Here is a 22,595-nt window from a genome sequence, read left to right as displayed (position 1 = left end):
ATGGAAGACTGGCTTGAGGCAGGGCTCGCCTACGCCCATCGCTGGATGGACTACCAGCTCGCAAAGCACCAGCAGCCCGGCTGCCAGTTCGCGGTCGCCACGGCGAACGGCGAGTGCTTCGAGCGCAGCTACGGCGTCGCGGACATCGCGTCCGGCGAAGCGCTGACCGACGACCATCGCTTCCGCGTGGCCTCGCACTCCAAGACGTTCACCGCCGTCGCGATCATGAAGCTGCGCGAGGCGGGCAAACTCAATCTCGACACGGCGGTCGGAACCTATGTCGACGATCTCGACGCAGCCGTCGCCGAGACGACGCTCGGCCAGCTTCTTTCCCACACGAGCGGCCTGATGCGCGACGGCAGGCGCGCCGGGCATTGGCAGAGAACCGCGGCGTTCTTCGATGCCGAAGCGCTCGGCGCCGAACTCGCCGAGCCGCTGGTGATCGACGCGAACACGCGGTTCAAATATTCCAACATCGCTTTCGGCCTGCTTGGCCTCGTGATCGAAAGCGTGACCGGCGAACCCTATGCGGATTGGGTCATGCGCGAGGTCGTTCTTCCGAGCGGGCTCGAACGCACGGTCCCGGATGTCGGAGATCCCGCCGGGCAGCCGCTCGCAAGCGGTCATAGCGCCCGCATGCCTTTCGGCCACAAGGCGATCGACGGGGCGCAATCGACCCACGCGCTCGCCGCGGCGACCGGTTTCGTCAGCACGGCGGGCGATCTCGCACGCTTCTTCGCGAGCCTCGATCCGGAAGCCGAACGAAGCGTGCTCACGCCCGCGAGCCGGCGCGAGATGGTTCGCCGCCAGTGGCACGTCCCCCATCGCAGCGTGCCGCGCTCCTACGGCCTCGGAACGATGACGAGCACCTGGCAGGACCTGACGCTGATCGGTCATGCCGGCGCGTTCCCCGGTTTCATCAGCCGTTCCGCCTTCGTGCCGGACTGGAAGATCGCCGTCTCCGTCGTCTCGAACGCGATCGACGGCCCGGCGGAGGAATGGCTCGAGGGCATCGTCTCGATCCTGGCGAAGTTCCACGAGGAAGGCGCGCCGAAACCCGCCGTCGAAGGATGGGCCGGCCGCTGGTGGACCGTGTGGTCGCCGATCGATCTGGTTCCGATGGGCGGCAAGGTCGCCGTTTCCGCCGTCGGTGCCGCACAGCCCTTCCGGGATGCAAGCGAGCTCGAGATCACCGATGGAACGAGCGGACGGATCGCGCTGGCCAACGGCTTCGCCAACCATGGCGAACCCGTTCGCCGGACCTTCGACGAAGAAGGAAACCAGCAGCGTCTTTATCTCGGCGGAAGCGAATGGGTGACCGATCCCAACGAGCTCGCGATCTTCGACACCCCTGCCGTTGCCTGACGCCCCTCTACCGAAAGCCGAATCATGCCCGTACACGACCGCATCGAAGCCTACCGCGACGACCTGACCGCAATCCGGCACGATCTGCACCAGTATCCCGAACTCGGATTCGAGGAGCACCGGACCAGCGCGCTCGTGGCCGACAAGCTCGCGGAATGGGGCATCGAGGTCCATCGTGGCATCGGAAAGACGGGTGTCGTCGGCGTGCTCGCCGGAAAGCACGAGGGTGCCGGTCGGATCGGCCTTCGCGCCGACATGGATGCACTACCGATGGAAGAGCGCACGAACCTCGCCTATGCTTCGCGCAATCCGGGCCGCTTCCATGGCTGCGGGCATGATGGGCACACGACGATGCTCCTCGGCGCGGCGCGCTACCTCGCCGAAACGCGCGATTTCGCCGGCACGGCGATCTTCATCTTCCAGCCCGGCGAAGAGGGCTGCGGCGGCGCTCGCGCGATGATCGCCGACGGCCTGTTCGACCGCTTCCCCTGCGACGAGGTCTACGCGCTGCACAACGCACCGAACGAAACACCTCATCGCATCGGCATCAAGCCCGGCCCGGCGATGGCCGGCGCGGACTTCTTCGACATCCGCATCACCGGCTGCGGCAGCCACGCCGCGATGCCCGACAAGTCGCGCGATCCGATCGTCGTCATGGGTGCCCTCGTGCAGGCCCTCCAATCGGTCGTAAGCCGCAACGTTCGTGCGCTCGACCAGGCGGTTCTTTCGGTCACGCAGGCGCACGCCGGCAGCGCCTACAACGTCATTCCCGAAGACGCGACGGTTTCGGGAACTCTCCGCTATCTCGATGCGGAAGTTGGTACGCTTTTGCGAGACCGCGTGCGTCAGATCTGCGACGGCACGGCGCTTTCCTTCGGCGTCGAGATCGATTGCGACATCCGCAACGTCTTCGATGTGCTCGTCAACACCGAAAGTCTCGTCGATGCCTATGCCGATGCCGCCGGCGACATCGTCGGTCCGGACGCGGTCTACCGGAAGACCAAAGCCGTCATGGGCAGCGAGGACTTCGCCGACATGCTGAACATCGTCCCCGGCGTCTACTGCACGATCGGCCACGCCGGAGAAGTCCCCGTTCACAACCCCGCCTTCATCCTCGACGACGACATCCTGCCGGTCGGAGCGAGCCTGTTAGCCCGCATCACGGAACGCCGGCTTCGGCCGGACGATTCCGCTTAGCCTTCAGCTGAAATGACCGACGTCGACGATCTTGACTAGAGGCAGCTTTCAGGAATTACGCGAGAAGGTCGCGCGACTGAATTCGGGGCGCAAAGCGGATATCAATCGCTTAAAAGCTACCGATCATACGATGTATCTCTTCGATTTTCTCGAGCCGTTGCCGCCCTTCCAAGCCGCCTTCTGGATGCCTGTCGCGTTTTGACCGCAGCGGACCCCTTTTTCCGGCTTTTACTTCGACGCGAAACGTTCCGGCCGGAAGGTTTCCAAAAGTGGATGCCGCAGATCAAACGCCATTTCTTCTGCGAGGATCTCGCCGGCGACGAGGCCGAGGGTCGCACCGCTATGGCTGAATGCGACGTAGAGGCCCGGGATCGACTGTACTTGTCCGAGGACGGGTTCGCCGTCCCCGGGGATTGGCTTCGAGCCCATGTGCACGGTTTGCACTTCGAGATCGGGCTTCGGCTCCAGGACGTTGCGCGCCTCTCTCAGCAGGCCCTCGACAGTCTCGGGCCTCGCCTCATAACGACCGTCCTCGTGAACGACCACTTCTTCTTCCGACCACGCGGAATCCATGAACAGCGCACCGGTTGGCGTACGCCGGATTGCGACCCGGGGCGTGTTCAAGACGACCGCCAGCGGATGCTCGATCGGCTTCGTCTCGACGAGCAGGGCGATGGGAGAGTCGTCGTCGATTTCGATCCCCAGTCGCCGTGACATTGCCGGAACCGACGGTCCCGTCGCGAGCAGAACGGCATCGGCATGCCATGTCGAACCGTTGCTGGCACGCGCTCCGGTCGCGCGGCCGTTCTCGATCACGGGTTCCACTTCGCCCGCATCGGTTACGATCGTGCCGCCGAGATCCGTGAATTCCGCGACGAGAAGCTTGATCAGTTCCGGCAGATCGACCCATCCTTCGTTCGGGTTGAAGATCGCGCCGGGTGCGGTCACGGCAGCGGCGTCGACGCCTGAAATGCGTGCGGCAACCTTTTCCGGCGAAAGCAACTCCGCCTGATAGCCGAGGTCGCGTTCGTATCGATAGACATCCGCGATGTCGTTGTCCGTCTCGTCGTCCCAGGTCAGGCCGCCATCGAACCTCAGCCAGTCCTTCGAAGGATGGCTTTGAGCCAAAACGCGGTATCGCTCGATCCCGGCGAGGCGAAGCCTGTGGTAGGCGTCGGAACGCCGCCGCGATGAATTCAGCCAAGCGAGGGACCGCCCCGACGCGCCCTTTCCGACAGGTCCGTCGTTGACAAGGGTCACCGAGACGCCGATGCGCGCAAGCTGCACCGCGGTCGATACGCCGAGTATGCCGCCACCGATGACGATCGATGATTGGATGGTGGGCGATATGGACATCATTGGCTCCGCATTCTTTCTTTGGGTTTACGCGTGCGATGGCGTTGCCGGCGCTTCCAGGCGTCTCGTTTCGCTCGAGCGTATGAGGGCGTCGATCGCCGCGGCATTCCCGATCGAATCCTCGATCGTCGTCGAAAGCGGAGACCCCTCGCGGATCGCGGCCACGAAAGCCTCGACCATCCGCGCATATTGATCGACTGCTTCGAACGTTTCGGTCCTGGCTTTGCTGTGCAACAGGTCCTGATCGCCGACGATCGAAAGGCGGGCCGCATAGTCGCGCGGGCAGTTGAACGGAACGTCGAGCGTCAGGAAGCCGTCGCTGCCTAATAGCGTCATCTTCTGGCTGAGAGCAGACTGGGTCGCGGTCGTGAAGGTCAGGTGTCTGCCATTGGGAAAAACGGCCAGGCCGCTCGTCAGCCGGTCGGTGCCGAAAGACGGATCGCGGTGCATCTCCGCGATGACGGATTCGGGTTCGCTTTCGAAAAACCAGCGTGCTGCGTTCAGGGCGTAGCAGCCGATATCGTAAAGAGCGCCGCCACCGATATCCGCCTTGTTGCGGATATCGTCGGGATCGGAGTTTCGGTAACTGAAGAGGATCTGGATCGCATTCAGCGAACCGATCGCACCGGAATGGACGAGTTCGAAAGCGCGCTGCCATTGCGGATGATGTCGCGTCATGAACGCTTCGGCGACGATGCGGTTCGTTTCCGCGGCTTTCTTCGATATGGCGACCGCCTGTTCGACGCTCAGCGTCAACGGCTTTTCGCAAAGAACATGCTTGCCCGCTTCCAAAGCACGAAGCGTAAGCGGCGCATGCAGATGATTGGGAAGCGGATTGTAGATGACGTCGATGTCGGGTGCCTCGATCAGACTTTCGTAATCATCGTCGACACGCTCGATATTGAAGGTCTTCGCGACGTCGGCCGCCCGGCTCCGATCACGCGATGCGATGGAGACGATCCGACAATTCTGCGTCTCCAGAAGTGCGGGAATCAACGCCTTTTGGGCAATGCGGGCGGTACTGAGAATTCCCCAGCGGAGGTCGGTCATCGGGTCACCATCTTGAATTTCGGCCTACAGGATTTCGGCCAGGAAGCGTTTCAGGCGATCGGTCTTCGGTGCGTCGAACACCGTGTCCGGATCGCCGATTTCGACGATGCGGCCCTCATCCATGAAGACCACCTGATCGGCGACGCGGCGCGCGAAACCCATTTCGTGGGTGACGACGACCATCGTCATGCCCCGCTCGCCGAGGTCTTCCATGAGCGTGAGGATGCCCTTGACGAGTTCGGGATCGAGAGCGCTCGTGACTTCGTCGAATAGAACGACTTCCGGCTCCATGGCGAGCGCACGCGCGATCGCGACGCGCTGCTGCTGGCCGCCCGATAGGTTAGCCGGTCGTTGCTCGCCTCGGCCCAGCAGGCCGACGTCTGCGAGTTGCGCGTCGGCGATCTCGCGGGCCTTGCTTCGGTTGAGCTTTTTGATGCGCGTCAGCGCCAGCATGATGTTCTGGCGTGCCGTATGGTCCGGAAAGAGATTGAAATGCTGGAACACCATTCCGACCCGGGCGCGCAACCGCTCCGGTTTCATCGTCTGTACGTTGGTGCCATCGAGGGCGATCGTCCCGGCATCGATCTCCGCAAGCCGGTTGAGGGCGCGCAGTAGCGTCGATTTTCCCGATCCCGAAGGTCCGATCACGCATGTGACCGATCCCTCCGGTATGTCGAGATCGATGCCTCGCAAGACCTCGACGGGGCCGTAACTGAGATGGACGTCGCGCACCGCAAGGCTCCCGCCCTCGAACTGTCGGGACAGAGCGCCGGTGCGTTGCTTGCCGGATTCCACCTCTTCCACCTCCGCGATCCCGCTGGTCGGCTGCAGCACCGCGGGTCGTTTGCCCGTACGAAGGCGATGATCGATGTAATTGACGAGATGGGTCAGCGGAACGGTAATGACGAGATAGAAGACACCCGCGAGGAAGAGCGGGGACAGATTGCCGGTGACGACCGCCGCGTCCTGACCGACACGGAAGATCTCGCGTTCCGAGGCGAGGAGGCCGAGGAAATAGATGAGGCTCGAATCTTTGACGTTCGAAATGAATTGATTGACGAGAGCCGGCAGGACGCGTCGCACGCCTTGCGGAATGACGATGAGACGCATGCCTTCGCCGTAGCTCATCGAAAGCGCCCGGCAGGCTTCCATCTGACCGCTCGGCACACTCTGGATTCCGGAGCGGAAAATTTCGCCGATATACGCACCCGCGATCAGGCTCAAAGCGAGAATTCCGAGCGGGTAAGGCGAAGGTCCGAAGACGATACGGCCGAGCGAGGCGAACCCCTGCCCGATGAGCAGGATCGTAACGATCGCCGGAAGTCCCCGGAAGATATCCGTATAGACCCGCGCCGGAACGCGGAGCCACGCGGAGCGCGAAATGCCCATGACGGCGAGGAGCATGCCGACGCCGATGCCGATGACCGTGGAGGCGGCCGCCAGGATCAGCGTGTTCTTCAGTCCGACCGCAAGCATGATCGGCAGGATTTCCGCCATTGCATGCCAGTCGAAAAAGGTGCGTTGGAGGGTCTCCAGCCACATTCTCGGCGCTCCGGGATCAAATGCGCCGGGAAGGCGCCGGTGGTTCTACGCTGGGAGAGCGGGTTACCGACCCGCGCCGGCAACCCGCGACGTGCGCAATCGGCCGTCAGTTTTTCGGCAGGTACTGTTTGGGCATCGGCGAGCCCGGGAACCACTTCTTGTAGAGATCGCGCCACGTGCCATCCTGCATCGCGGCATGAAGCGCCTTGTTCAAGCCGTCCTTGAGCGCGTCGTTACCGGGCTTGACCGCAAAACCCGCCGGTGCGTCGAAGGAGGGAATGTTATTCTTGATCGACAGCGAGGGGTAGCGCTTGGCGTAATCCTTGGCTGCTTCGTAATCGAGGAACTGAGCGTCGATCGTCCCGTTGTTCAGCGCCGCGATGCCGGTGTTGTTGTCGGGAAACTGAACGATCTTGGCTTTCGCGAAGTGCTTCCTGGCATACTGCTCCTGCAGCGTGCCCTGGACAACGCCGAGCCGCTTGCCGGCGAGAGAGGAGGCCTTGTCGTCGATCGTGTCGTCGCCGGACAGGATGGAGAGATAACCGGCCAGATAGCCGTCGGAGAAATCGACGACCTTCTTCCGCGCGTCGGTGATGCCGATCGCCGCCGCGGCAACGTCGAAGCGACCGTTCGCTACGGAAGGCAGAAGAGCGGCAAAATCCTGGCCGGTGAACAGGATCTGATCGTTGTCGAATCCCATGCGACCGAGAACGTTCTTCAGGAATTCGACGTCGAACCCGTCGAATTGTCCCTTGGCATTCGTGAAGGCGTAGGGCTTGGCATCGCCTAGCGTGCCGACCCTTACCGTTCCGGGCTCGATGAGGTTGTAGGGGTTGTCGCTTTGGGCGAAGCCCGGCGCGATACTCATCGTGGCCATCGCAGTCATGACGGCTACAGCTTTCGTGGCCTGGCGAAGCCACCTGTTGTCCTGAAAAAGCATCACTGTCCCTCTTGGCTGTTGTTTGCTGACGCATCGAGCCGGCTCGCAATGGCGTATAAGCGCCGAAAAAGGCATTGAGACCGGTCTCAATGCGATATTTGTTCCGTGGTATCGGTGAAGAGTCAAGCTTGACGTCGGGTTTTTTCGATTATGAATTTGGTTGTTCGTCTGCAACGCAGTACGGGACGAAGCGAGCACGGGCCGATGGAGTGGAAAGCGGGATTCCCGAATCATGAATGATAAGAAGGGGAAGCCCGCAACGGTTGCCGATGTGGCTCGGCGCGCACGGGTATCGAAAGCGACGGCCGCACGCGTTCTCGGCGGTTACGGCGTCTTCAGCGAGCAGGCGCGCAATACCGTGCTGTCGGCCGCGGAAGAGCTCGGATATTACCCGAACGAGATGGCACGATCGATCAGTACCGGGCGAACGGGTCTCATCGGCATCGTCGTCGGAGACATCGAGAACGCCTTCTTCAGCTTGACCGTCCGCGGTGTTACCGACGTCGCGCGCGACCGCGGCTTCAACGTGACGATCGCGAATTCCGGCGAAAGCCTCTCGCAGGAACGCGAGATGGTTCGCGTCCTCCAAAGGCAACGCGTCGCCGGCTTGATCGTATCGCCAACCAATCTGCACCAGATCGATCACCTCCAATCGGTGATACGAGCGGGAACGCCGCTCGTTACCGTCGATCGGTACGTCGCGGGTCTGCAGGCGGACAGCGTTCGCGGCGACGATTACGAGCGAATGTCCGATATGGTCGATCGGTTGACGGCGCTCGGCCACCGCCGCATCGCCTATATCACCGCGGTCGAGCAGACCGAAGACCGAGCGATCGATCCCGACCGGGTCCCGGTCTCGACGGTGCGGGATCGCATGCTCGGCTTTCTCGAAGCGGCGTCCCGCGCGGGGATCCAGGATGCGGCCTCATGGATTTTGGATGGTGCGAACAACGACGCGGCAATCGAACGACATGTGATCGACCTTCTCGATGCCAATCCGCCCTGTAGCGCGATCCTCGCCTCGGACAGCACGATCGGCGCCCGGGTCTTTCTGTCGCTGAAGGCGCGTGGAATGGATATTCCAAGAGACGTTTCGCTCGTCTCATGGTTCGATGCGGACTGGACCCGCGTGACATCGCCCCCGGTTACCGTCGTCGATCAGCCGACCTACCTCTTCGGCAAGGTAGCGGCGAACCTCCTGATCGACCGGATCGAAGGAAGAACCGACGAGACGTCCTCCACCATCATTCCGTCCGCAATGATCGAGCGCGGAACGGTAGCGGCGCCCAGGATCAACAATACATAGCGTAGGCTAACTCATTGCTGTCCTCGACCAAGGGCCATACGGAGCGGATCCCCGTCGCGTCGGGCATGGATCATGAGCGGCCGCACGGAGTTGCGGCGATCCATCGAGTGATCCAGGGCCTTTGCTCCGAAGCGGAGCGCATTCACGCGTTTCGGATCCGTTTCACATACCATTGCGTGAAGCGCACCGCTGCCGCGAGGATCGCAAGGGTCAGGAGGACGCCGCGGCGGTCCGGCATGGTGGGTTGGCAGTCATCATGAGATCCACACCCGCCAGACCGGCGAAGGCGCAACCCCACGCGGCCGAGAGGATACCGTTGTGCCGGCGGAATCCGGCGCTCTGGACCACGGCGGCGCTGGCGATTCGCTTGCCGTGCTGCATGGTGAACGGCCGGCGTACGAGAACGCTCAAGAATACGAGGAGGGCCAGGCCGCCATCCACATAGAAGCGCACCTCCCAGACGGACCACGCGGCATGGCGGCCGAGCGCGACGAGGAGCAGGCCGGCGAACATCACGGCACTGCCCGCCTCCAAAAGGTCGACCGTGCGATGGCGGATCGCCGACCGCGAAGCGAGCACGACGGAAACCGCGAGCCCCGAAGCAAGCCCCGGCAGGATGCCGGCGAGCTTTTCCACGACGGCGAAGGCGGCGAACGGCGTGAAGCCGACGAGAACCCCGAACCCCATCACACGGCACTCCGCTGCGCATCGCGGGACATGACTCCCTCGCAATAGCGGAGGAACTTCGTATCGAGGTCGTCGTCGGTGAAGAGGGCGGCGATGTAGCCGTCCGGTCTGACGAGCACCCAATCTCCGGGTTCGAGGCCGTAGGCTTCGCCGATGTACCCGTGATCGTCGAGGAGATCCCCCCGGACATCGATGCGGTCATCAATGAAGTCGCCGATCGTCACCGTTCGCACGCCGGTGCGGGGTGCCGGCCGGCGCTTCGGTTCATAGCCGAGGAGCGTCCAGTGTGGTCCGCCGAACACCGTGAAGAGCCGCGTCGGCTGACCGGCGCGCCCAAGGCACGGCGCATCGGGTGCGCGATCGCCTGCCCGGACCTTGCGTTCGACGGCGTCATTCCATGAGAGCGACATGGAGCGGTAGCCGATATCGATCTGGCGTGCCTCGCGGTCGCGTCGGATCACGCCCTGCTTGGCTTCGTCCAGGAGGCGAGTCGACAGGCCGAGCATCGTCGCGGCGATCGGCCGGCGTTCCTCCTCGTAGGTATCGAGCAATGCGTGTGGCGCACCGCCGAGGACCGCCGCAAGCTTCCAGCCAAGATTGTAGGCATCCTGGACGCTGGTGTTCAGCCCTTGCCCCCCGGTCGGCGGATGGATGTGGGCGGCGTCTCCGGCGAGGAACACACGCCCGATGCGATAGCGGTCGGCAAGTCGGGCGTTCATCGCGTAGACCGACGACCAAGAGACCGAATGGACGACGATGTCGGATCGTTCGGTCCGCTCGCCGATCAGCGCGGTCAGGCCCGCGGCCGACAGATCCACCTCGCCGTCGAGCGCCACCGGGGCCTGAAGCTGGAACAGATCCGTTCCCGCAAGCGGACAGATCATCAGCTGGCTCGCCTGCGAACCGAACTGGAAGCGATGCCAGGCAAGGCGGTCGAGGCCGGTTAGCCGCACGTCGGCGACGAGGGCGCGAACGCCCAGCGTCTCGCCCGGAAAGCCGATTTCGAGGGCATGGCGCACGAAGCTGCGGCCGCCGTCCGTGCCCACGAGGAAGCGCGCCCGGAAATGGTGCTCGCCGTCGGCGTCGGCGATCCGGGCCGAAACGCCGTCGTCATCCTGTTCGAAGCCGGCAAGCCGCGTGCCGAAGTACGGCCGGTGCCCCAATTCGGCGAGCCGTTCGCGCATTGCGGCCTCGGTCGCGAACTGCGGCAGCATGAGCGGCGCCGCATAGGGCTCGGCCGGGCTCGCGATCGCCTCCTCGCCCGTCAACAGGGATTCCTCCATGGTCCCGTCGGACAGATGGTGGCGCATCGGAGGATAGGGATCGCCGAGGGCCGCCAGGCGATCGACGAGGCCGAGATCCTCGAACACTTCGAGCGTGCGCGGTTGAATGCCCTTCCCGCGCGATCCGTGGAAGGGCGTATCGTTCTGTTCGATCAGCATGAAGTCGACGCCGCGCCGGGCGAGATCGATCGCAAGCGCGAGGCCGGCCGCACCGGCACCGCTGATCAGGATTTCCATATCGCGAACCATTGGCATCTCCATCGAAGAATGTGTAAGACGCACATATTCTTTTCGGGGCAAAGGGGCAAGCAAAAAGGTGAATAATACACACGATCGGGAAATCCTGCGCGGCATCTACACGGCGATGATCGACCTCGTGGACGAGATCAATCGTCCGCGGCGCGACGATCGGCTCATTGAGGAAGCCGGAATTCCGCTCGATCGCGCGCTGTTCGCTGTACTGGCGCGCGTCGCTCGCCACGGCCCGATCGGCGTCGTGGATCTCGCGGACCGCACCGGGCGCGACCATACGACGATCAGCCGTCAACTGACGAAACTCGAGGAACTGGGCCTTGTCGAGCGCCAGGCGTCGGCGGCCGACAAACGCATCCGCGAGGCCATCGTCAGCGAAAAGGGCCGCAGCGCCGTCGCCGCCCTGAGTGCCGCGCGCGAACGCCTTGCAAACCGCATCCTCGAATCCTGGAGCGACGCCGAACTCGCGCAGCTGCAAACGCTCCTGCGCCGGTTCGCGGACGATCTCATGCGCTGAGACGGGAACCGGACGGTCCGTTTCACAAACGAATATGTCTTGAAGTGGGAAGTCTGCGGGTGTCGGGCTTTGCCCTTTGATGCACCAGGCAAGCGCCGTTCTGAAGGCAATGCATTCTCGACCGGACGCCTATTCGCTGCGCCCCGTCGCTTCGAACGTCGCTGGCGCGGTCGCTTCGTGTTCCTGCGCGGTTCCGGCATCGGAACCCGATCCGCTCTGTTTGGAAACCACGCGACGCACGACGGAAGACAGCGTCATGCCCTGCACGAGAACGGCGAAGACGACGATCGCATAGGTTGCCGTGACGATGATGTCGCGCTCGTGTCCGTTGGGAAGCGACAGGGCGAGCGCCACGGAGATGCCGCCTCGAATGCCGCCCCATGTCAGCACCGCGACGATGCCGTGTGAAAACCGTTCGCGCAGGCGCACGATCTGGAACGGCAGGTAGACCGACGCCAGGCGCGAAAAAAGAAGCAGCGGGATCGTGGCGAGCGCGACCAGGACATGGGTCCAATCGAAGTCGATCACCAGGAATTCGAGCCCGATCAGCATGAAGAGGACGGCGTTCAGGATGTCGTCGATCAGCGTCCAGAACCCATGGAGGTAGCGTTGGGTCGTATCGCTCATGGCGTAGGTGACGCCCCGCTCGCCGATGAGGAGACCGGCAACGACGACGGCGATCGGCCCGGACATCCCGAGGGAATGGGCGGCAGCGTAGGTGCCCATGACCAGGCCGATCGAGATCAGCACCTCGACGGGATAGTCGTCGATGGCGAGCATCATGCGATAGGCGATGTAGCCCGTGACAGCACCGAAAGCGGCACCGCCGAGCGCTTCGGTCGCGAATTCCCTAAAGGCGACGGCATAGTCGATCCCGGCCGATCCGGACGAGCCGGCCGCGGCGGCAAGCAGGATCGTGAAGACGACGACGCCGACCCCGTCGTTGAAAAGCGACTCCCCGGCCATGTCGATCTCGAGGCGTTTGGGAACGCCCTCCATGGTCTTCAAAGTGGCAAGCACCGCCACCGGGTCGGTCGGCGAGATCAGGGCACCGAAGACGAGCGCCCAGTTGAAGGCGAGCGGGATGCCGGCGAGCCGGCACAGATAGTAGAAGCCCGCCCCGCTGATCAGCGTCGAAAGGAGCACGCCCAGCGTCGCCATCAGGCCGACGGACAGGCTGCGCGACTTCAGCGCCTGCCAGTCGACATGCAGCGCCCCCGCAAAGAGAAGGAAGCCGAGCATTCCTTCCATGAGCGTCTCGTTGAAGTCGATCGATCCGATGGTTTCACGAATGTGGTTCGTGAAGGCCAGGCCCGGCACGAAGTAGGAGACGGCAATGACCAGAATCGAGGAAACGAGCGCCAGCACGAGAAGGCCCGCGTTGCTCGGCAGGCCGACATAGCGCTTGTTGAGATAGCCGAAGATGCCGGAAAGCACCATCAGGATCGCCGCCAGGTCGAACAGCGTTGGCATGGTGGGCATTGGCTCCCTGAATGAGGTCGTCGTCCGCGTTTTGCCGACGGAACACGTTAAACCGGTCCTATCGTAATTTATCGCTATTCCACGTCTCTATGGTTCGTCATGTCAGCGCCTCCCGCACGGCCTACGGGTAGCGCGTCTTCACGCAGCGATTGTCGGCCATCACATCGCTACCGTTGCGACGGACTTTTTCCGCCCGATCGGCATCGGGTTCCGTAGCGCCTTGACGACGGTTTGGCGATCGCTATTTTTAGAACCATTCTAAAAAATACTGAGACCCATCGTCTATGCTCAAACGCTTCCTCGGCCTCGGCCGCCGTTCCTTTTCGAGCCTCTCCGAGCAGGAGATCCTGGCGCTCGCCATTTCCTCGGAAGAAGACGACGCGCGCATCTTCCTCGCCTATGCCAATGCTTTTCGCGACGACTATCCGGGCTCGGCGAAGGTCTTCGAGGAGATGGCGGAAGAGGAGAACCTGCATCGCGAGGGGCTGATCGAGCGTCATCGCGAGCGGTTCGGGGAGCGCATTCCGCTGATCCGGCGCGAGCATGTGCGCGGGTTCTACGAGCGCAAGCCGGACTGGCTGGCGGCGAACCTTTCGATCGATCGCGCGCGCACGGAAGCCGAGGCGATGGAGGTGCAGGCGCATCGCTTCTATCTCGAGGCGATCAAGCACACCGAGGACGCCGAGACGCGCCAGCTTCTCGGCGATCTCGCCATCGCCGAACAGACGCACGAGGGCCTTGCCCGCCGGCTCGGCCTTAAGCACGTCGACGACGACACGCGTGCTGCCGAGGACGAGACGGCACATCGCCAGTTCGTCCTCACCTACGTGCAGCCGGGGCTTGCCGGGCTGATGGACGGGTCCGTCTCGACGCTGGCGCCGATCTTCGCCACCGCCTTCGCCACGCAGGATACCTGGACGACCTTCCTCGTCGGGCTCGCCGCCTCGCTCGGCGCCGGCATCTCCATGGGCTTCACCGAAATCGCCTCCGACGACGGCGTGATTTCCGGTCGCGGCTCGCCCGTCCGGCGCGGCCTCGTCACCGGCGCGATGACGGCGGCCGGCGGTCTCGGCCACGCGCTGCCCTACCTCATTCCGGACTTCTGGACGGCGACCGCCATCGCGTTCGTCGTCGTCTTCGTCGAACTCTGGGCGATCTCCTGGGTGCAGCACCGCTACATGGAGACCCCGTGGGTGCGCGCCCTCTTCCAGGTCGTGCTCGGCGGCGCGCTCGTCTTTGCGACCGGCATGCTGATCGGCAACGCCTGAATCCTGCGGCCTCGAAGTCCGCGTGCAACCGTGCGACCGGCCGGCGCGTTGCCCGCCCGACCTTTCCAACACCGCAAGAAGGATGCAACGAGATGGCACGCATCGCATTTCTCGGCCTCGGCGCCATGGGCGCGCGCATGGCCGCGAACTTCCTCGCCGCCGGCCATACGCTCACCGTGTGGAACCGAACTTCGGAACGAACCGAACCGCTCGTCGAAAAGGGCGCCAGCGCCATGGAGACGCCGCGCGCCGCTGTGGAGGGCGCGGATTTCGTCATGGCGATGGTCCGCGACGATGCCGCTTCCGAAGCGGTCTGGTGCGACGCGGAAACGGGGGCGCTCGCCGGCATGAAGGCCGGTGCCGTCGCCGTCGAAAGCTCGACCGTCTCGCTCGAATGGGCCCACAAGCTGGCTCGCGCGGCCGGGGATCGCGGCGTCGCCTTCGCCGATGCGCCGGTCTCCGGCTCACTCCCGCAGGCCGAATCGGGCGACCTTGTCTATCTCGTCGGCGCCGACGACGGCGCCTTCACGGCACTCGAACCCGTGCTTGCGGCCGCCGGCAAGACGGTCCGTCATTGCGGTCCCGTCGGTGCGGGCGCTTCCATGAAGCTCGCGATCAACCTGATGCTCGGCGTTCAGGGTGCCGCCATGGCCGAAGCGCTGGCGCTGGCCGAAAAGCAGGGCGTGGCGCTCGAGACCGCCGTCGACATCATCGCGAGCACGCCGGTCTGCAGCCCGGTCGCCAAGGGTGCAGCCGGCCTGATGGCGAAGGGCGACTTTTCGCCGCTCTTTCCGGTTTCCCTGATGGAGAAGGATTTCGGGTTGATCGACGCGGCCGCCCGGGCGAGCGGTGCGAAGACGCCGATCTCGGCTGCCGTGCGCACCGTCTATCGCGATGGCGTCGATGCCGGCCTCGCGGAAGAGAACTATCCGGCGATCGTCAAGCTGTTTCGTACCTGAACGCCGACGGCTCGGGGCAAGCCCGTCGGGGGACCGGTCCCGGCGGGCCCGTTACTTGACCGAGCCGACCAGCATCTCGTGGCCAGTGTCGATCTTCACCCACTGGCCCGAATCGCCGTCGGCCTGTCGCTTGAGATAGGTGTAGTGCGTGCGATCCCAGCGCTTCACCGTGTTCGCCAGATTGTCGAGCACGTAGTCGCCGTCGCCGGTGCGCACCGTCAGCACGGCATGCCCCTCGCCGTTCGGCTTGCGCACGACGGTGATCAGGAGGTCCGACGAATCGAAGCCGCGCCGTTCCAGCATGTACTGCTTGAGCAGGACGTAGTCCTCGCAGTCGCCGGCCGTCTGCGGGTAGGTCCAGTATTCCTCCTGCCCGTAGAGTTCCTCGTCGGTGACCGGCCTGATCTCGTGATTGACCTTCGCATTGACACGCACGAGCGTATTCCAGCGGCTCTTGGTGAGGCGTGAGGGGTGGGCATCGACGGAATGCGAAAGGCACTCCGAGCCATGGCGCTGGCAGAAGCGATAATGGCCGATCGGCTGCGACGTGCGCGACCCGGTCGTCATGAACGCCTGGGGGCGGCCCGAGGCCGCGTCCGCGAGCGGCGATGCCAGCAGAAAGACCAGGGTGGCCGTCAGGATACCGGTGAGCTTCCTGCCATGCTTCATGGGTTTATCGCCTCGCCGCTCTCGATGCTTAACGAAGAGTTAACCAGGCGGGGCCTTCTGTCAATATTCCGCCATATCCAGCGGTCGAACATGGTTAAGGTCGGGGGTCTCCATACGTCGGGACGAGCGGCCCGTCGCGCCGTGCGGCAGGGGCGTCCGTCGTTACCGCGCGCCTCCAAGGTCGGCGATCATCGCCGAGAGCGCGTTCGCCATGCGTGCCAGATCTTCCGGGCGCGAAAGCCGGTGGTCGCCGTCGCGCACCAGTGAAAGCACGACGTCGTCGGACGGCAGGTGCTCGACGAGGCGCAGCGCGTGCCGGTAGGGCACGTCCGGATCTTCCATGCCCTGAAGGATGTGCACGGGGCAGCCGGTGTCGATGATGCCGTCGAGCACGGCGTTGGCACGGCCGTCGTCGAGGAGCGCCTTCGTGAAAACGTTCGGCTCCGGACCGTAGGGCGTCGGCTCCTCGAAATAGCCGTCGGCCTCGAGCGCGCGACGCTGTTCTTCGTTCAACGCCGGCTCGACGAGCTCGTGCGTGAAGTCCGGCGCGGGTGCGAGAAGCAGCATGCCGCCGATGCGCTTTCCATCGCCGCGCCTTGCCAGTTCCTGCGCCATCCGGAGTGCGATCCATCCGCCCATCGACGATCCGACGAGGATCTGCGGACCGGTGGTGAAGGCGTCGAACACGGCAAGGCTTTCCTCCAGCCAGCGCGAGATCGTTCCCTCGGCAAACGCGCCTCCCGAAGCGCCATGGCCGGAATAGTCGTGGCGGGTGCAGGCGATCGACTCGCGGGCGGCATAGCGGTCGAGCTCGACGGCCTTCGTGCCCTCCATGTCGGAGCGGTAGCCGCCGAGCCAGACGAGGCCCGGTCCGCCACTTCCGCCCGGCCGGTGCCGCACGGCGATCCGCCGCACCGTCGAAGCATGCCCCACCTCGATCGTCGTCGTTTCGCCTGAGAACGGTTGAACCATCGAAAACTCCGTTATTTGTACCGCTGAGAGCCTTTTAACGGTATCCGCAGCGCTTCGCAGGGTGATTTTTTCGCCTGAACGTGGTATTGACATGCCAACGGCGATCACGACATTCGCCCCGGTGCCCGCAATGCACACGGTTACCGTGACCGTGCGCAACGCCGTCGCGCCGTCAATGGAAACAGGAGAGTACGACCATTCGCAGACCTTTCAGAGCGCCGCCCACAACGAAGGAAGGCCCCCGCGCCAATGGCGAGATACGGGTTCCACGTGTTCAGTTGATCGGTTCCGAGGGACAGAACCTTGGCATCGTACAGACGAACGAGGCGATGGAGGCCGCGCAGGATATCGGCCTCGACCTCGTCGAGATCTCGCCGAACGCCGACCCGCCGGTTTGCAAGATTCTGGATCTCGGCAAGCTCAAATACGAGAACCAGAAGAAGGCCTCGACCGCGCGCAAGAAGCAGCGGACCGTCGAGGTCAAGGAAATCAAGATGCGGCCGAACATCGACACCCACGATTACGGGGTGAAGATGAAGGCCATGAACCGCTTCTTCGACGAAGGCGACAAGGTCAAGGTCACGCTGCGCTTCCGCGGCCGTGAGATGGCCCACCAGGAACTCGGCATGAAGCTCCTGCAGCAGGTCAAGGAAGACACGCTGGAGATCGCCAAGGTCGAGGCCGAGCCCAAGCTCGAAGGACGGCAGATGATGATGGTGCTCGCTCCGCGCTGACCGGCGTCACGGCCGGTTTTCCGCGCGATCGACTGCGACCTTCAACAGAGCGCATCACTATCCGAGAAATGAAAAGGGACGGTGCCGAGCGGCCCCGTCCCTTTGTTTTTCCACGCGTGCGAAACCGATCCGGTTGCGCCGTGGCGCGCTGACTAAGCGAAATCCGAAGAGGCGTTGTCCCACGGTTCGCGCCCGCGACGAGCGCTGGCCAAGCCGGATCGCGCTTTGCGCCGGCTTACTGGTCCGGATCGATCTGCTGATCGAAATTCCGCTCGTTGACGGCCGGGTTGCCGACATTGTCCGTCTTCGCGACGCCCCTGTTCGACATGCAGCCGGTAACGGCGAAGGACGATGCGGCAAGCAGACCGCAGACGGCGAAAATACGAATGATCATAAGTTGTTCTCTCCTTACATTGCCGCAGCAAGATGGCGCCTCAGACCGACGAGGCAAGCTGCGATCACAAAATGTTGATCGTCGTGACGTTCCAGCCATACCCGGTGGTGCGCCGCGAGCCAAGATATCTTTTCCGCTCGCACGGCCGGCATGCGCACGCCGCCAGCGATCGGTGTGGCGTACGCATGCGTCCGTCGAACCCGTTCAGCCGCGACCGAGCGTTGCGAACGGGTAGTCCGTGTAGCCCTTGGCATCGCCGCCGTAATAGGTTTCGCGGTTTCCCTCGTTGAGTGCGGCGCCCTGGCGGTAGCGTTCAGGCAGGTCGGGATTGGCGATGAAGGGCTTGCCGAAGGCGACGGCGTGCGTATGGCCTTCGTCGATCTTGGCCGCCGCCATGTCGGCGTCGTACCCGCCATTGGCGATGTAGCAGCCGTGCCAGCGCGCGCGCAGGCGCTTGATCATCGCGAAGTTTTCGCTCTCGAAATCGACGCCCTGGAAACCTTCGACAACGTGCAGATAGGCGATCTCGCGTGCGTCGAGCTGCTGGTAGACATAGGTGAAGAGCGCCTCCGGATCGCTGTCGGAGACGGCGTTCGCCTCGCCGAGCGGAGACAGGCGAATGCCGATGCGGTCCGAACCGATCTCCTTGATCATGCGATCGACGATGGCGAGCGGCAGGCGTGCGCGATTTTCGATCGAACCGCCGTACTCGTCGTCGCGCTTGTTGACGCCGTCCTGCATGAACTGGTCGAGAAGGTAGCCGTTCGCGGCATGGATCTCGACGCCGTCGAAGCCCGCGCGCAGCGCCTGGTTCGCCGCATGGGCATATTGTTCGATGAGTTGGCCGACCTCGTCGTGCGTCATCGCGCGCGGTTCGGAAACGTCGGCGAAGCCGCTCTCGATAAAGGTCTTTGCATCCGCGCGCACCGCAGAAGAGGAGACCGGTTGCGCTCCGTCCGGCAGCAACGAGCTATGGCTGATGCGCCCGACATGCCAGAGCTGGCAGAAGATGCGTCCGCCATTGGCGTGAACGGCTGCCGTCGCCGGCTTCCACGCTTCCACCTGTGCGTCCGTCTGGATCGCCGGGGTATCGATGTAGCCCTTGCCCATTTCGGAGATCTGGGTCGCCTCGGAAAGGATGAGGCCCGCGGAGGCGCGCTGGCCGTAATAGGTCGCCGCCATCTCCTTCGCCCGCCCGTCGGAATGCGCACGGTTGCGGGTGAGCGGCGCCATGAAGACGCGGTTGGGAACGATGAGGTTGCCGAGCTTCAACGGCTCGAAGAGACTGGACGTCATGGAGATGACCTCTTTGTGGCTTGGGTCCGGCGTAAGCGGACGTCGTATGGAAGGGCCGCGGCCTGCGGCAGTCGGGTCCGATATGGGGCGAGCGATCACGAAGAAAAGCCGGCGGCCCGCTCGCGAGCGGTATACGCTGCGTCGCCCGGGCTGAAACGACCCGGGCCGCTGCACGATACCCGGCGCGATCGCCGTTCGCCGGCCTGCCGTTGCATTCTCGGCGCGGGATCGCTATACACCGCCCGTCGAGCGGACCGGCAGGGCATGCCGTGGCCGCTCAGGAATGCTCGAAGACCCGGCTTCTTCACCGGGAAATTCAGACAAGAACATGGACGGCCGCACGCCTTTCCGGCGCGCTCGAAGCCGTCGAAGGAGAAAGCAAAATGCCCAAGATGAAGACGAAGTCTTCCTGCAAGAAGCGATTCAAGATGACGGCGTCGGGCCGCATCAAGGTCCAGCCGGCCGGCAAGCGCCACGGCATGATCAAGCGCTCGACCAAGTTCATCCGCGACGCGCGTGGCACCAAGATCCTGTCCGAGCCGGACACGAAGATCGTCAAGGGCTTCATGCCCTACGACCGCTAAGGTTCTTCCCGTCCGTTTCATACGCTTTTTCAGGAGATCAACGCCATGGCACGCGTCAAGAGGGGCGTCACCGCCCACGCCAAGCACAAGAAGGTTCTCAAGCAGGCCAAGGGCTTCTACGGCCGCCGCAAGAACACTATCCGTACCGCGATCGCGGCCGTCGACCGCTCCAAGCAGTACGCCTATCGCGACCGCAAGAACCGCAAGCGCAATTTCCGTGCGCTGTGGGTCCAGCGTATCAACGCCGCGGTCCGCGAGCACGGCCTGACCTATGGCCGTTTCATCGACGGACTGTCGAAGGCGGGCATCGAGGTCGACCGCAAGGTCCTTTCCGATATGGCGATCCACGAGCCGGAGGCTTTCGCCTCGCTCGTCGAGGCGGCCAAGAGGGGCTTGGAATACCTCAAGGACACCACGCCGAACGCCTACGAACACGCCGTCGGCTGAGCCGCGCGCCATTCCGGCGATACCATCCCCGGGCTCGTCCCGGGGATGCCACGACGCACGGAGCCCGGAAAGCGGGTTGGATACTCGGGTTCAGGCCAAAGTATCGCGTGGAGACGGTGGTGCGCATCCACGCGCTCCACTTCCCTGCGGGATCATACGACCTTCCGTAACCGCAGCACGCACCGCGAACCTTCATTCCCCGTGACCCCACACCCCATGGTGTCATCCCCGCGGCTCGATCCCTGGATCCGACTGCGCCGCAGGACGCTGGACAGAGTGGCCAGCCCGCCCGCATCAAATGCCTTCCAACGAACCTGCAACGGGTCTAAACAGAGCCGACAGGGGCATTTCATGAGGGCATTTCCTTGACGCAGCCGCCGAAGACGCCGCTTCTCGATCAGATTCACCTGCCGGCCGATCTGCGCCGCATGGACGACAGCCGCATGCCGCAGCTCGCCGACGAGTTGCGCGCGGAGATGATCGACGCGGTCTCGCGCACCGGCGGGCATCTGGGTGCAGGCCTCGGCGTGGTCGAGCTGACGCTTGCCATCCACAAGATCTTCGACACGCCGAACGACCGGCTGATCTTCGACGTCGGACACCAGTGCTACCCCCACAAGATCCTGACGGGACGGCGCGAGCGCATCCGCACGCTGCGCCAGGAAGGCGGGCTTTCCGGCTTCACGCGGCGTGCCGAGAGCGAATACGACCCCTTCGGCGCGGCCCATTCCTCGACGTCGATCTCGTCGGGCCTCGGCATGGCCGTCGCGAGCCAGCTTTCCGGCACCAAGCGCAACGTCATCTCCGTCATCGGCGACGGTGCGCTTTCGGCCGGCATGGCCTACGAGGCGCTCAACAATGCCGGTGCGCTCGACGCCCGCCTCATCGTCATCCTCAACGACAACGACATGTCGATCGCCCCGCCGACCGGCGCGATGAGCGCCTATCTCGCACGCATGGCTTCAGGCCGCGCCTATATGGGCATCCGCGAGCGGGGCAAGCAGCTCACCTCCTATCTCGGCCGCTCCTTCGACCGTGCGATCACCCGCGCCGTCGAGCACGCGCGCGGCTACGTCACCGGCGGCACGCTCTTCGAGGAGATGGGCTTCTTCCACATCGGCCCGATCGACGGGCACAATCTCGAACACCTGTTGCCGGTGCTGCGCAACGTGCGCGATCACGCCGAAGGCCCGGTGCTGATCCACGTCGTCACCCAGAAGGGCAAGGGCTATCCGCCGGCGGAAGAAGCCGCCGACAAGTATCACGGCGTCTCGAAGTTCGACGTCGTCACCGGCACGCAGGCGAAGGCCAAGCCGAACGCGCCGAGCTACACCAATGTCTTCGCCGAAGCGCTGGTGCAGGAAGCCCGCGAGGACGACAAGATCGTCGCCGTCACCGCCGCGATGCCGGCCGGCACCGGTCTCGACACCTTCGACAGGGAATTCCCGGAACGCACCTTCGACGTCGGCATCGCCGAGCAGCACGCCGTCACCTTCTCAGCGGGGCTCGCGACGGAAGGCTACAAGCCCTTCGCCGCGATCTATTCGACCTTCCTGCAACGCGCCTACGACCAGGTCGTCCACGACGTCGCGATCCAGAACCTGCCTGTCCGCTTCGCGATCGACCGCGCCGGCTATGTCGGTGCGGACGGACCGACCCATGCCGGTTCGTTCGATGTGACTTACCTTTCCACCCTGCCGAACTTCGTCGTCATGGCTGCCGCCGACGAGGCCGAACTCAAGCACATGGTGCGCACGGCCGCCGCGCACGACACCGGCCCGATCGCCTTCCGCTACCCGCGTGGCGAGGGCGTCGGCTGCGAGTTGCCGGTGCGTGGCGAAGTCCTGGAGATCGGCAAGGGCCGCATCGTCAGGGAAGGCACGAAGGTCGCGATCCTGTCGCTCGGCACGCGCCTTGCCGACAGCCTGCTCGCCGCGGAGGACCTGGAGGCTGCCGGCCTTTCCACCACCGTAGCCGACGCCCGCTTCGCCAAGCCGCTCGACCGCGCCATGATCCTCAAGCTCGCGCGCGACCACGACGTGCTCGTCACCGTCGAGGAAGGTTCGATCGGCGGTTTCGGCAGCCATGTCATGCAGCTTCTCGCCGAAGAAGGCTTGCTCGACGGCGGGCTGCGCATGCGCTCCATGGTCATGCCGGACCATTTCGTCGAGCAGGCGAAGCCCGAAGCGATGTACGCCGCCTGCGGGCTCGACCGGAAGGGCATCGTCGACACGGTCTTCAAGGCACTCGGCACGGATGCGGGCAAAATTTCCACCGGCGCGACCAAAGCTTGAA

Annotated in this window: 21 protein-coding genes; 10 read left to right on the top strand and 11 right to left on the bottom strand. The window is 64.0% G+C overall.

Annotated elements, in window-relative coordinates:
- Nucleotides 1–1,365: a serine hydrolase domain-containing protein gene (locus tag FJU11_RS15735; RefSeq protein WP_141168029.1), complete on the top strand. Its 1,365-nt coding sequence runs from the start codon at nt 1–3 to the stop codon at nt 1,363–1,365.
- Between the two features lie 24 nt (nt 1,366–1,389).
- Nucleotides 1,390–2,562 (top strand): M20 aminoacylase family protein, encoded by a 1,173-nt coding sequence (locus FJU11_RS15730; RefSeq protein WP_141168028.1) that lies wholly within the window; start codon nt 1,390–1,392, stop codon nt 2,560–2,562.
- Between the two features lie 228 nt (nt 2,563–2,790).
- Here FJU11_RS15730 and FJU11_RS15725 read toward each other — a convergent pair whose 3' ends face one another.
- The 4 genes from FJU11_RS15725 to FJU11_RS15710 form a co-directional block, all read right to left on the bottom strand.
- A complete protein-coding gene (locus FJU11_RS15725) occupies nt 2,791–3,918 on the bottom strand; it encodes an NAD(P)/FAD-dependent oxidoreductase (RefSeq protein ID WP_141168027.1) in 1,128 nt (375 codons plus the stop codon).
- A 27-nt stretch (nt 3,919–3,945) separates the two neighbouring features.
- Complete coding sequence (locus FJU11_RS15720; protein ID WP_141168026.1) at nt 3,946–4,968, bottom strand: Gfo/Idh/MocA family protein; 1,023 nt, start codon at nt 4,966–4,968, stop codon at nt 3,946–3,948.
- Nucleotides 4,969–4,992: 24 nt separating this feature from the next.
- Nucleotides 4,993–6,510: an amino acid ABC transporter permease/ATP-binding protein gene (locus FJU11_RS18800; protein WP_141168025.1), complete on the bottom strand. Its 1,518-nt coding sequence runs from the start codon at nt 6,508–6,510 to the stop codon at nt 4,993–4,995.
- A 106-nt stretch (nt 6,511–6,616) separates the two neighbouring features.
- Nucleotides 6,617–7,396: an ABC transporter substrate-binding protein gene (locus tag FJU11_RS15710; protein ID WP_181408215.1), complete on the bottom strand. Its 780-nt coding sequence runs from the start codon at nt 7,394–7,396 to the stop codon at nt 6,617–6,619.
- A gap of 286 nt (nt 7,397–7,682) precedes the next feature.
- Between FJU11_RS15710 and FJU11_RS15705 the strand changes: the two genes are divergently transcribed.
- Complete coding sequence (locus FJU11_RS15705; RefSeq protein WP_141168024.1) at nt 7,683–8,756, top strand: LacI family DNA-binding transcriptional regulator; 1,074 nt, start codon at nt 7,683–7,685, stop codon at nt 8,754–8,756.
- Nucleotides 8,757–8,966: 210 nt separating this feature from the next.
- Here FJU11_RS15705 and FJU11_RS15700 read toward each other — a convergent pair whose 3' ends face one another.
- Together FJU11_RS15700 and FJU11_RS15695 are read right to left on the bottom strand one after the other, a co-directional pair.
- Nucleotides 8,967–9,443 carry a DUF3159 domain-containing protein gene (locus FJU11_RS15700; protein ID WP_141168023.1) on the bottom strand — a complete coding sequence of 159 codons (477 nt, stop codon included), beginning with the start codon at nt 9,441–9,443 and terminating at the stop codon, nt 8,967–8,969.
- On the bottom strand, nt 9,443–10,975 hold the full coding sequence (locus FJU11_RS15695) for an FAD-dependent oxidoreductase (RefSeq protein WP_141168022.1): 1,533 nt from the start codon (nt 10,973–10,975) through the stop codon (nt 9,443–9,445). The genes FJU11_RS15700 and FJU11_RS15695 overlap by 1 nt, the downstream gene beginning before the upstream one ends.
- 67 nt (nt 10,976–11,042) lie before the next feature.
- Here FJU11_RS15695 and FJU11_RS15690 point away from each other — a divergent pair, with 67 nt between their 5' ends.
- Entirely contained in the window at nt 11,043–11,495 is a 453-nt protein-coding gene (locus FJU11_RS15690) for a MarR family winged helix-turn-helix transcriptional regulator (protein ID WP_235891068.1), read from the top strand.
- A gap of 129 nt (nt 11,496–11,624) precedes the next feature.
- Here the strand turns inward: FJU11_RS15690 and FJU11_RS15685 are convergent, their stop codons facing one another.
- On the bottom strand, nt 11,625–12,968 hold the full coding sequence (locus FJU11_RS15685; protein ID WP_141168021.1) for a cation:proton antiporter: 1,344 nt from the start codon (nt 12,966–12,968) through the stop codon (nt 11,625–11,627).
- 293 nt (nt 12,969–13,261) lie between these two features.
- On the opposite strand from FJU11_RS15685, the gene mbfA reads away from it, so the two are divergent.
- Nucleotides 13,262–14,245: an iron exporter MbfA gene (gene mbfA / locus FJU11_RS15680; RefSeq protein ID WP_141168020.1), complete on the top strand. Its 984-nt coding sequence runs from the start codon at nt 13,262–13,264 to the stop codon at nt 14,243–14,245.
- A 92-nt stretch (nt 14,246–14,337) separates the two neighbouring features.
- The gene (locus FJU11_RS15675) at nt 14,338–15,204 is read left to right on the top strand and encodes an NAD(P)-dependent oxidoreductase (protein WP_141168019.1); all 867 of its coding nucleotides are present in this window, start codon (nt 14,338–14,340) and stop codon (nt 15,202–15,204) included.
- Nucleotides 15,205–15,255: 51 nt separating this feature from the next.
- On the opposite strand, the gene FJU11_RS15670 is transcribed toward FJU11_RS15675, so the two are convergent.
- Together FJU11_RS15670 and FJU11_RS15665 are read right to left on the bottom strand one after the other, a co-directional pair.
- The gene (locus tag FJU11_RS15670) at nt 15,256–15,873 is read right to left on the bottom strand and encodes a transglutaminase-like cysteine peptidase (protein ID WP_141168018.1); all 618 of its coding nucleotides are present in this window, start codon (nt 15,871–15,873) and stop codon (nt 15,256–15,258) included.
- A 162-nt stretch (nt 15,874–16,035) separates the two neighbouring features.
- Nucleotides 16,036–16,845 carry an alpha/beta hydrolase gene (locus FJU11_RS15665; protein WP_141168017.1) on the bottom strand — a complete coding sequence of 270 codons (810 nt, stop codon included), beginning with the start codon at nt 16,843–16,845 and terminating at the stop codon, nt 16,036–16,038.
- Between the two features lie 197 nt (nt 16,846–17,042).
- Here FJU11_RS15665 and infC point away from each other — a divergent pair, with 197 nt between their 5' ends.
- Complete coding sequence (gene infC, locus FJU11_RS15660) at nt 17,043–17,579, top strand: translation initiation factor IF-3 (RefSeq protein WP_141168016.1); 537 nt, start codon at nt 17,043–17,045, stop codon at nt 17,577–17,579.
- A gap of 235 nt (nt 17,580–17,814) precedes the next feature.
- Here the strand turns inward: infC and FJU11_RS18395 are convergent, their stop codons facing one another.
- Nucleotides 17,815–17,973, bottom strand: coding sequence for a hypothetical protein (locus FJU11_RS18395; RefSeq protein ID WP_181408212.1), 159 nt, complete (start codon nt 17,971–17,973; stop codon nt 17,815–17,817).
- A gap of 204 nt (nt 17,974–18,177) precedes the next feature.
- Complete coding sequence (locus FJU11_RS15655; protein WP_141168015.1) at nt 18,178–19,269, bottom strand: alkene reductase; 1,092 nt, start codon at nt 19,267–19,269, stop codon at nt 18,178–18,180.
- Nucleotides 19,270–19,652: 383 nt separating this feature from the next.
- Between FJU11_RS15655 and rpmI the strand changes: the two genes are divergently transcribed.
- The 3 genes from rpmI to dxs all read left to right on the top strand — a co-directional run bounded on the left by rpmI (nt 19,653) and on the right by dxs (nt 22,594).
- Nucleotides 19,653–19,853, top strand: a complete 201-nt coding sequence (gene rpmI, locus FJU11_RS15650) for a 50S ribosomal protein L35 (protein WP_141168014.1) — start codon at nt 19,653–19,655, stop codon at nt 19,851–19,853.
- A gap of 45 nt (nt 19,854–19,898) precedes the next feature.
- On the top strand, nt 19,899–20,300 hold the full coding sequence (rplT, locus tag FJU11_RS15645; protein ID WP_141168013.1) for a 50S ribosomal protein L20: 402 nt from the start codon (nt 19,899–19,901) through the stop codon (nt 20,298–20,300).
- A gap of 365 nt (nt 20,301–20,665) precedes the next feature.
- Nucleotides 20,666–22,594 (top strand): 1-deoxy-D-xylulose-5-phosphate synthase, encoded by a 1,929-nt coding sequence (gene dxs, locus FJU11_RS15640; RefSeq protein ID WP_141168012.1) that lies wholly within the window; start codon nt 20,666–20,668, stop codon nt 22,592–22,594.
- Nucleotide 22,595 lies beyond the last annotated feature (1 nt).

Origin of the sequence: Pararhizobium mangrovi, assembly GCF_006516965.1 — a bacterium.
Taxonomy (GTDB): domain Bacteria; phylum Pseudomonadota; class Alphaproteobacteria; order Rhizobiales; family Rhizobiaceae; genus Pararhizobium_B; species Pararhizobium_B mangrovi.
This window is presented reverse-complemented; position numbering and strand designations above follow the sequence as displayed.